The organism is Kribbella sp. NPDC006257 (assembly GCF_040613535.1).
GTDB lineage: Bacteria > Actinomycetota > Actinomycetes > Propionibacteriales > Kribbellaceae > Kribbella.
The window spans coordinates 1-9,048 of the sequence record NZ_JBEXSJ010000072.1 but is presented as its reverse complement, the minus strand read 5'-3'; the positions used below and the strand labels follow the sequence as shown (position 1 = coordinate 9,048).

Genomic DNA, 9,048 nt, shown 5'->3' with positions numbered 1-9,048 from the left:
GGCGCGGCCGCAACCGGCGACCTCCTTCGAGCGCGCGGACGCCCTCGACGCTGAGCCCGGCCTGGCTGGCCAGCGCCTCCTGGGTCAGCCCGGCCTCGGCCCGCCACTGCCGGATCAGGGTGGCTACGGTCGGCATCGTCGCGGCCCGCCGGCGGTCAGAGTCCGGCGAACAGGTCGTGTTCCTTGCCGTCCGGGCCGGGCGCCGCGGTGCCCTTGACGAGCCGGTAGTGCTCGCTGGCCCAGATCTGGTGCCCGTTGTTGTTGGACAGGGCGAAGAAGGGTCCGTCGACGGTGATCTGGGTCGCGTGCGCCTTCATCGCGTTCATCTTGCGGTCGACATAGGCCTCGCCGTCGATCACGCAGTCGATCAGCCGGTCGGGGGTGACCATCGGGTAGTCCCCCTCCGGGTCCATCCCCTCGAAGGTGGTGGTGTCGCCTGCCGCGCGGAGCCGGCGCAGGCTGTCGCGGAAGCTCTCCTCCGACATCGCCATCCAGTAGATCTTCGCGATGTCCCACGCCGGTCCGAGGTCTTCCCGGTACGACGGAGCGGCGGCGAGCGCGGCCGCGTAGGTGGCGACCCGGTGCGCCTGGATGTGGTCGGGGTGGCCGTAGTTGCCGTACTCGTCGTAGGTGACCAGGACCTGCGGGCGGAGCTCGCGGATCACCGGGACCAGGTCGTTCGCCGCCGCGACCAGGTCGGCCTGCCAGAAGCTGTCCGGCCGGGTCTGCGGTGGGACGTCCGCGTTGCCTTCGTCGTTGTAGATCATCCCGGTGTCGCGGTACTTGCCCTCGCCGCCGAGGAACCGGTGGTCGGTGACCCCGAGCTCGTCCATCGCGGCGGCCAGCTCGCCGACCCGGTGCTTGCCGAGCTGGTCGGTCTTGTCGGCGGCCAGGTCGGCCAGCTCCGGGACCAGGACCTCGCCTTCCTCGCCGAGGGTGCAGGTGATCAAGGTGACGTGCGCGCCCTCGGCCACGTAGCGGGCCATCGTGGCGCCGTTGTTGATGGTCTCGTCGTCGGGATGGGCATGTACCAGCAGCAGCCGGCGGTCGGGAAGCTCGCTCATTCGGCCAGCCTACGTCGCAGCGCAGACACTTTCGCAGGGCCGTCAGCGGGCCCGCCGGCTGCCGGCTCTCAGCCGAAGCGGCGGACCAGCAGACAGCCTGCCTGGAACCGGGAGCGCGCTCCGAGCCCGGCGATCAGCGCACTGATCTCGGCCCGCACCGTACGCAGCGACAGCCCGAGCTGCCGGGCGATCGCGGCGTCCTTCGCACCGGTCGCCATCAGCCGGCCGATCAGCACCTGACGGTTGGTCAGGTCACTCGCGGCAGCCGCGGTCCGGCGGTGCGATCCCAGCTCATAGACCTCGCAGACGACCTCCGGCGCGAAATCCTCGATCCGCACCGCAGGGACAGCCTGGTAAACCGACATCCACATCTCCTCCCCAGTTTGTCCAGCAGACGTAATTCTCGACTGGGCCAGACGGGTCCACCAGGTACAACCCATACAGTTCACCCATACAAATGTGCGATCGAGGGAGGTACGGGTGGATTCTCAGTTCGCTGCCCTGCTCCGACGGCACCGCAGCGCGGCCGGCTTCACCCAGGACGAACTGGCGGCGGTCTCCAAGGTGAGCGTCCAGGCGATCAGCACGCTGGAGCGCGGTACCCGCCGGTATCCCCAGCTCAGCACCGTCGACGCCCTGGCCGACGCACTGCACCTGGACGGCGACCAGCGCGCCGCCCTGGTCGCCGCAGCCTCCCGGCGGGGGAAGACGGGACCGGACCGGCAGACCGTACCGGCGGTTGCCTCCTCGCCCCGGCAGCTGCCGTTCGTGAGCGGCGACTTCACCGGCCGGGTCAGCGAGCTTGCCGACCTCACCGACTACCTGACCAGCGGCAACGGCGTCCATGTGGTCGCCATCACCGGCATGGGCGGGATCGGCAAGACCACACTGGCCATCCACACCGCTCACCAGGTCGCCGACCACTACAAGGACGGCCAGCTGTACCTCGACCTGCGCGGCTTCGGCATCGGACCGCCGCTGCAACCGCTGGACGCCCTGACCTATCTCCTGGAAGACCTGGGCGAGACTCCCAGCGCAGACCTCGCCACCGCCTCCGGACGCCTCCGTACGGCGTTGGCAGCGCGCCGGCTGGTCCTCTTGCTCGACAATGCATCCGACCAGGAGCAGGTCCGGCCGCTGCTACCCGGAATGGGTGGTTGTGCCGTCATCGTGACCAGCCGGCGGAGCCTGGCGGGGCTCGGCGGTCGCCAGTTCCACCTGGGCGAGCCGCCGCTGGAGGAGTCGGTGGCGATGCTCCGGCGTATCTCGGAACGCCCGGATGCTCCGGAAGAGGAGTGTGCCGAGGTAGTCCGTCAATGTGGTGGCCTACCGCTGGCGATCCGGATGGCCGGCGCCCGGCTGGCCTCCCGTCCCACCTGGCCGGTGGCGCACCTTGCCGAGCGGCTAGCCGACGGCCGGCGCCGCCTGGACGAACTACAGCTCGACGACTCCGGCGTACGGGCCACGCTGGTGTTGTCCATCGAGCAGTTGGCCGGTAGTGACGATCCCGTCGACGTGCAAGCGGTGACGATGTTCGCTCTGCTCGGTCTGTCCGACTGTGTGGACCTGACCTCAGCACTGGCGGCTGCACTGTCCAACAGTCCTGAGCCAGAGGCAGTCGTAGTGCTGGAGCGGCTGGTGGATGTGCACTTGCTGAACACGCCAGGCCCTGGGCGCTACCGGCTGCACGACCTAGTTCGGGTGGCTGCTCGCGAGCTGGCCGAGCAGATGCTGACCAAGGAAGACAGGGCCGAGGCGAAGACTCGGTGGATCAAGCGGCTGTCCGCTGTGGTCTGGAAGGCCAGTGAGTACGCCGGGCACGGTGTGACCCGAGAGGGCTGGCTCCAGCACGCCTGGCTCGAGGGTGCCGAAGACCTGACGAGCCAGGCCGACGTGCTGCTCTGGCTCGACATCGAGCGGTCCAACCTGATCCCGACCCTGCAACAGGCAGTCGTCGACTTCCCGGAACTCGCAGTACAGCTGGCTGTCGGCATGAACGCGTACTACGCACTCCGGCGAGCTTGGCTCGAGTGGCTCCAAGCCAACGAGGCAGTACTTCAACTGGCCGCCGACGGCGACGACAGGATCGCCGAAGGACTCGTGCTCCACGACCTGGGCGCCGCGCACGCCGAGCTGGGCAACTATGAGCAAGCGGCCGAGCCCTTGCGCCGGGCAATCGCTGCGGCCGAGGCATCCGGCGACGGCAACCTGCAGGCGCTCTGTCTGAGCAGTCTCAGCCACGTCCTGGAACGCACCGGCCGGATCGCAGCCGGCATCCCGTACGCCGAACGCGCACGCGAGATCGGTCTGCGCCTCGGAATCCCGCCGCGCGCTGCCTGGGCCTGCCTGGCACTTGGAATGCTCTACCTGAAGACCGATGCTGCCGAGGACGCCCGGCGACTCTTCAACGAAGCACTGGAGCTCCTGACCGAGCCCGGCCAGGAGCGGTTCCGCGGCATGGTGGCGCAGAACATCGGTGTCGCCTACCGCGAGGCCGGTCAGTACGACGTTGCTGCTGAGGCTCTGCGCAACAGTCTGGATCTCTACCGCAAAGCCGGTGCAGCTATCTCGCAGGCAGAGGCACTGAACGAGCTGGGTCGACTCTGCCTGGCACAAGGCCGCTACGACGAAGCAGGCGAGTACCAGAGCGAAGGTCTGGCGATCGCAGGACAACACGGCGACTGGCTGTGCGAAGCCGACATCCGGCAGAGCCTCGGCGAAGTCCGTCGCGCGCAGGGGCTACTTCCCGAGGCTCGTCGTGAGTGGCGCATCGCACTGTCCATCCACGAGCAGCACAACACTCAAGCCGCTACTCCTCTGCGCGAACTGCTGAACTCAGCCTAGGTACTCACGTAGTACAGGTAGGAACGGTCGGTCGGGGACCAGCCAGTCGAGTGTGTCCAGCTCGGCCGCGCCTACCCACCGAATCTCGGCGTGCTCATGCAGCACCGGCTCGCCAGCGACCAGCTCAGCGAAGTACACGCGCAGTAAGTACTTCTCGCCGATCGGCTCTTCCAGCCCGAACGACTTCCCGACCAACACCTGCAGACCGAGCTCCTCCTCGAGCTCCCGTTCGCCCGCCCCCTCGTCACTCTCCCCAACCTCGACCTTCCCCCCCGGAAACTCCCACCCCCCGTCATTCCCACCCCGCCGAGCCACCAACACCCGCCCACCCCGAACCACCGCCACCCCCACCACAACCTGCCCATAACCCGTCATTGGTCCCTTGATCCCCGGCGTGTCGCGATTCATCGGTCCGTAGTTGCTGCCCCGCACTGTGCCAGAAACTGTCGGAGCCATGCGGCACGATGCAGGCATGCCGTTGCAGAACAGGGTGTTGCCCACCCAGGAGATCGTGGCCGAGCCAGGTCGCGGTCTGCTGATGGGCAACCGCGGCTCGCTGCACAACGCCGACCGGCGACTCGGCACCACCCGCTGGAAATCGAAGGCGTGGATCTGCTGCGTCCTCGACTGGAAGGGTGTGCAACGCGACCCGATGCCACCGGGCCGGTGGACCGCTCTGTTCTTCTTCGACGAAGCCGTCGCCCTCGCCGCCGGCCATCGTCCGTGTGCCTACTGCCGGCGCAGAGACTTCCTGCTGTACGCCGGTGCGTGGGCCGCCGGACGCGGTCTGGCCGCCCGTCCCCGCGCCATCGAGATGGACGCGCAACTGCATCTGGAACGTGTCGAACCACGCACCCGGCGACAACGCACCACCGTCGGTGAACTGGGCGAACTGCCGGACGGCGCGATGATCCGGTACGACGGATCGCCCGCGCTTGTGCTCGGTGGATCGGTGCTCCCGTGGTCGTGGCAGGGGTACGGCGCAGCCTCAGAAGAGCCCGGTCACCGGCAGTTCGAAGTACTGACGCCACCGGCGAATCTCGTTGTACTGAAGGCCGGATTCACTCCATTACTCCACCTGTCGGCGATCGGCAACTGAGGTAAACCTAAGAAGAAACACGCCGTACCGACAGGTCTTCCGTTGTGCGCCGGTCAGGGGCAAAGTGTGCCCATACTTACAGCGACAAAACCATCACTGGAGTCGGTATGGGCGACGGCAACAGCACCGTGGCAGCGGTGCAGCGTGCTCTCGAGGTGTTGCACACCACAGTCGGCAAGCTCAGCCAGGAGTACGGTGACACCCTCGGCGTTCGCCGGTTGGTGTCCGACGTGGCCAGGCTGAGCGACGACCTGGCAGAACTCGGCCCTCCCGACCCGCATCACAGACCCGGACCAGTTCCGGAGGAACTCGAGGAGATCCCCGACGTGGAATACGACGCGTCCATGTGGACCGACGCGGAGCACGAAGGCTTCGGCGCACCTGACCGGCGGGCCCCGTGACCGAGCGGAGCGAGGGCACCAATAAGTACAGCGGCTTCTCGCCAGCAGAGCTGCCCGCAGCGAAGCGAGGACAGCTCTGATGGCCACGGGAGTGAGTGCGCCTGGGCGCGCACAGATCAAGCAGAAGACACTGCGAACCGATCGCTGGTGGCTCGCGCCGCTGCGGATCGGGGTGATCCTGGGCTTCTTCGTCGTCTATGCGACGGTCCGGATCTTCATGAACAAGTACTACTGGGTCGATGCGTACCACTACCTGACCCCGCTGTACTCCCCGTGCGTGACGTCGTCCTGTGTCGAGGGCTCGAGTCACCTGGGCACCTGGTTCGGGGACTTCCCTCGGGTGCTCCCATTCAGCATCATCACGTTCGCCGTACTGGCCGGCTTCCGCGGTACTTGCTACTACTACCGCAAGGCGGGCTGGCGCTCGCTGCTGCTCGCCCCGGGCGCCTGCGCGGTGCCGGAGCCGCACAAGAAGTACAACGGCGAGCGCAAGTTCCCGCTGACCGCGGTGAACCTGCACCGCTACTTCTTCTACGGCGCGCTGGTCTTCGGTCTGCTCAACGTGTACGACGGCGTGCAGGCCTTCCATGGCAAGGACGGCGGCTTCGGCATCGGCCTGGGCACGCTGATCATCTGGATCAACCTGGTGATGCTGTGGATGTACACGCTGTCCTGCCACGCCTGCCGGCACATCGTCGGCGGCCGGCTGAAGAACTTCTCCAAGCACCCGTTGCGCTACCGGTACTGGACCTTCGTGTCGAAGCTGAACCCCAAGCACGGCACGTACGCGATGATCTCGCTCTTCACCGTGATCATCACCGACGCGTACATCATGTCGGTCTCGGCCGGCTGGTTCTCCGACCTGCGCCTCTTCAACTGATTCGGACGCACTGACACTTATGACTGAGCTGGAACGACACCAATACGACGTGATCGTGATCGGGGCCGGCGGCGCCGGACTCCGCGCGGCGATCGAGGCGCGCGAGCAGGGCAAGCGCACCGCGATCGTCTGCAAGTCCCTGTTCGGCAAGGCGCACACCGTGATGGCCGAGGGCGGCTGCGCGGCGGCAATGGGCAACGCGAACGCGAACGACAACTGGAAGACCCACTACGTCGACACCATGCGCGGCGGGAAGTTCCTGAACAACTGGCGGATGGCCGAACTGCACGCGCAGGAAGCCCCCGACCGGGTCTGGGAACTGGAGACGTACGGCGCGCTGTTCGACCGTACGCCGGACGGCAAGATCAGCCAGCGCAACTTCGGCGGCCACACCTACCCGCGGCTCGCGCACGTCGGCGACCGCACCGGCCTGGAACTGATCCGCACCCTGCAGCAGAAGATCGTCTCGCTGCAGCAGGAGGACTTCAAGGCCACCGGCGACTACGAGGCCAACCTCAAGGTGTATGCCGAGTGCACGATCACCGAGCTGCTGAAGGATGGGGACGCGATCTCCGGTGCCTTCGGCTACTGGCGTGAGTCCGGCCGGTTCATCCTGTTCGACGCGCCGGCCGTCATCCTGGCCACCGGCGGCGTCGGCAAGTCGTTCAAGGTCACCTCGAACTCGTGGGAGTACACCGGTGACGGGCACGCCCTCGCGATGCGGGCCGGCGCGACCCTGATCAACATGGAGTTCATCCAGTTCCACCCGACCGGCATGGTCTGGCCGCCGTCGGTGAAGGGCATCCTGGTCACCGAGTCGGTGCGCGGCGACGGCGGAGTACTGAAGAACTCCGAGGGCAAGCGGTTCATGTTCGACTATGTGCCGGACGTGTTCCGCGCGCAGTACGCGGAGACCGAGGAAGAGGCCGACCGCTGGTACAAGGACGCCGACAACAACCGGCGCCCACCGGAGCTGCTGCCCCGCGACGAGGTCGCCCGGGCGATCAACTCCGAGGTCAAGGCCGGCCGCGGTACGCCGCACGGCGGGGTCTTCCTGGACGTCTCCTCGCGGCTGCCCGCCGAGGAGATCCAGCGCCGGCTGCCCTCGATGTACCACCAGTTCAAGGAGCTGGCGGACGTCGACATCACCGCGGAGCCGATGGAGGTCGGCCCGACCTGTCACTACGTGATGGGTGGCGTCGAGGTCGAGCCGGACACCGCGCAGTCCTCGGTCAAGGGCCTGTACGCCGCGGGCGAGGTGGCCGGCGGGATGCACGGGTCGAACCGGCTCGGCGGCAACTCGCTGTCCGACCTGCTCGTCTTCGGCCGCCGCGCCGGTGCCGGTGCGGCGATGTACGTCGAATCGCTCGGCTCCAACCGGCCGAAGATCTCCGAGGCTGATGTCGACGCTGCCGCTGCCGAGGCGCTCGCGCCGTTCGAGCTCGAGGGTGGCGAGAACCCGTACACGATCCACCAGGAACTCCAGCAGTCGATGAACGACCTGGTCGGCATCATCCGCAGGGCGGACGAGATCGAGCAGGCGCTGGCCCGGCTGGCCGAGTTCCGCGGCCGGATCGCGAAGATGACGGTCGAGGGGCACCGGCAGTTCAACCCGGGCTGGCACCTCGCGCTGGACCTGCGCAACATGCTGACCGTGTCGGAGTGCGTCGCGAAGGCGGCGCTGCTGCGTGAGGAGTCCCGTGGCGGTCACACCCGCGACGACTTCCCGGGCATGAACGCCGAGTGGCGCAAGCTGCTGCTGGTCTGCTCGCTGCAGAGCGACGGCGACGGGGTGACCGTGGTCAAGAAGGACCAGATCCCGATGCGCGACGACCTGCTCGAACTGTTCGAGCTCGACGAGCTGAAGAAGTACCTGACTGAGGAGGAACTGCCGGCATGAGCTACCAAGCCAAGTTCCGCGTCTGGCGTGGTGACGCAGAGGGTGGTGAGCTGCAGGACTTCGAGGTCGAGGTCAACGAGGGCGAGGTCGTCCTCGACGTCATCCACCGGCTGCAGGCGACCCAGACCCCGGATCTCGCGGTCCGCTGGAACTGCAAGGCCGGCAAGTGCGGCTCCTGCAGCGCCGAGATCAACGGCATGCCGAAGCTGATGTGCATGTGCCGGATGAACACGTTCGAGGAGGGCGAGACCGTCACGGTCACCCCGATGCGGACCTTCCCGGTGATCAAGGACCTCGTCACCGACGTCTCCTTCAACTACCAGAAGGCGCGCGAGGTCCCCGCGTTCTCCCCGCCGGCCGACCTGAAGCCGGGCGAGTACCGGATGCAGCAGGTCGACGTGGAGCGCTCGCAGGAGTTCCGCAAGTGCATCGAGTGCTTCCTGTGCCAGGACACCTGCCACGTGATCCGTGACCACGAGGAGAACAAGGAAGCCTTCTCCGGTCCGCGTTTCCTGATGCGCATCGCCGAGCTGGACATGCACCCGCTCGACGCCGCCGACCGCCAGAAGGCAGCCCAGGAAGAACACGGCCTCGGCTTCTGCAACATCACCAAGTGCTGCACCGAGGTCTGCCCCGAACACATCAAGATCACCGACAACGCCCTCATCCCGATGAAGGAACGAGTCGCCGACCGCAAGTACGACCCCATCGTCTGGCTAGGCAACAAAATCCGCCGCCGCGACGCGTAGTACCCGCAGAAGGCCGCCCCCAACATAAGAACAAACCGGCGCCCAGAAAACCGACTCACCCTGACCGTGGGAAAAAGCAAAAAAAAAGGATTTGATACAAACAGACACATA

The 9,048-nt window shown here is 66.9% G+C and carries 10 protein-coding genes; 6 read left to right on the top strand and 4 right to left on the bottom strand.

What is annotated here, in order from left to right; all coding sequences use genetic code 11:
• The 3 genes from ABZ004_RS40365 to ABZ004_RS40355 form a co-directional block, all read right to left on the bottom strand.
• On the bottom strand, positions 1-136 hold a 136-nt coding region (locus ABZ004_RS40365), incomplete at its 3' end, for a helix-turn-helix transcriptional regulator (protein ID WP_355687590.1).
• 19 nt (positions 137-155) lie between these two features.
• On the bottom strand, positions 156-1,064 hold the full coding sequence (gene mshB / locus ABZ004_RS40360) for an N-acetyl-1-D-myo-inositol-2-amino-2-deoxy-alpha-D-glucopyranoside deacetylase (RefSeq protein ID WP_355687588.1): 909 nt from the start codon (positions 1,062-1,064) through the stop codon (positions 156-158).
• Between the two features lie 68 nt (positions 1,065-1,132).
• A complete protein-coding gene (locus ABZ004_RS40355) occupies positions 1,133-1,429 on the bottom strand; it encodes a LuxR C-terminal-related transcriptional regulator (protein WP_355687587.1) in 297 nt (98 codons plus the stop codon).
• A gap of 115 nt (positions 1,430-1,544) precedes the next feature.
• Between ABZ004_RS40355 and ABZ004_RS40350 the strand changes: the two genes are divergently transcribed.
• The gene (locus ABZ004_RS40350) at positions 1,545-3,908 is read left to right on the top strand and encodes a tetratricopeptide repeat protein (protein WP_355687585.1); all 2,364 of its coding nucleotides are present in this window, start codon (positions 1,545-1,547) and stop codon (positions 3,906-3,908) included.
• Here the strand turns inward: ABZ004_RS40350 and ABZ004_RS40345 are convergent.
• The gene (locus ABZ004_RS40345) at positions 3,900-4,283 is read right to left on the bottom strand and encodes an NUDIX domain-containing protein (protein ID WP_355687583.1); all 384 of its coding nucleotides are present in this window, start codon (positions 4,281-4,283) and stop codon (positions 3,900-3,902) included. The two genes, ABZ004_RS40350 and ABZ004_RS40345, sit on opposite strands and share 9 nt — an antisense overlap.
• A gap of 79 nt (positions 4,284-4,362) precedes the next feature.
• On the opposite strand from ABZ004_RS40345, the gene ABZ004_RS40340 reads away from it, so the two are divergent.
• The 5 genes from ABZ004_RS40340 to ABZ004_RS40320 all read left to right on the top strand — a co-directional run bounded on the left by ABZ004_RS40340 (position 4,363) and on the right by ABZ004_RS40320 (position 8,937).
• Positions 4,363-5,007, top strand: coding sequence for a hypothetical protein (locus ABZ004_RS40340; protein WP_355687581.1), 645 nt, complete (start codon positions 4,363-4,365; stop codon positions 5,005-5,007).
• A 107-nt stretch (positions 5,008-5,114) separates the two neighbouring features.
• Positions 5,115-5,408 carry a hypothetical protein gene (locus tag ABZ004_RS40335; protein ID WP_355687580.1) on the top strand — a complete coding sequence of 98 codons (294 nt, stop codon included), beginning with the start codon at positions 5,115-5,117 and terminating at the stop codon, positions 5,406-5,408.
• 79 nt (positions 5,409-5,487) lie between these two features.
• On the top strand, positions 5,488-6,288 hold the full coding sequence (locus ABZ004_RS40330) for a hypothetical protein (RefSeq protein ID WP_355687578.1): 801 nt from the start codon (positions 5,488-5,490) through the stop codon (positions 6,286-6,288).
• Between the two features lie 19 nt (positions 6,289-6,307).
• Positions 6,308-8,188 (top strand): fumarate reductase/succinate dehydrogenase flavoprotein subunit, encoded by a 1,881-nt coding sequence (locus ABZ004_RS40325; RefSeq protein WP_355687576.1) that lies wholly within the window; start codon positions 6,308-6,310, stop codon positions 8,186-8,188.
• Positions 8,185-8,937 carry a succinate dehydrogenase/fumarate reductase iron-sulfur subunit gene (locus tag ABZ004_RS40320; RefSeq protein WP_355687574.1) on the top strand — a complete coding sequence of 251 codons (753 nt, stop codon included), beginning with the start codon at positions 8,185-8,187 and terminating at the stop codon, positions 8,935-8,937. Before ABZ004_RS40325 ends, ABZ004_RS40320 begins: the two co-directional genes overlap by 4 nt.
• Positions 8,938-9,048: the final 111 nt, after the last annotated feature.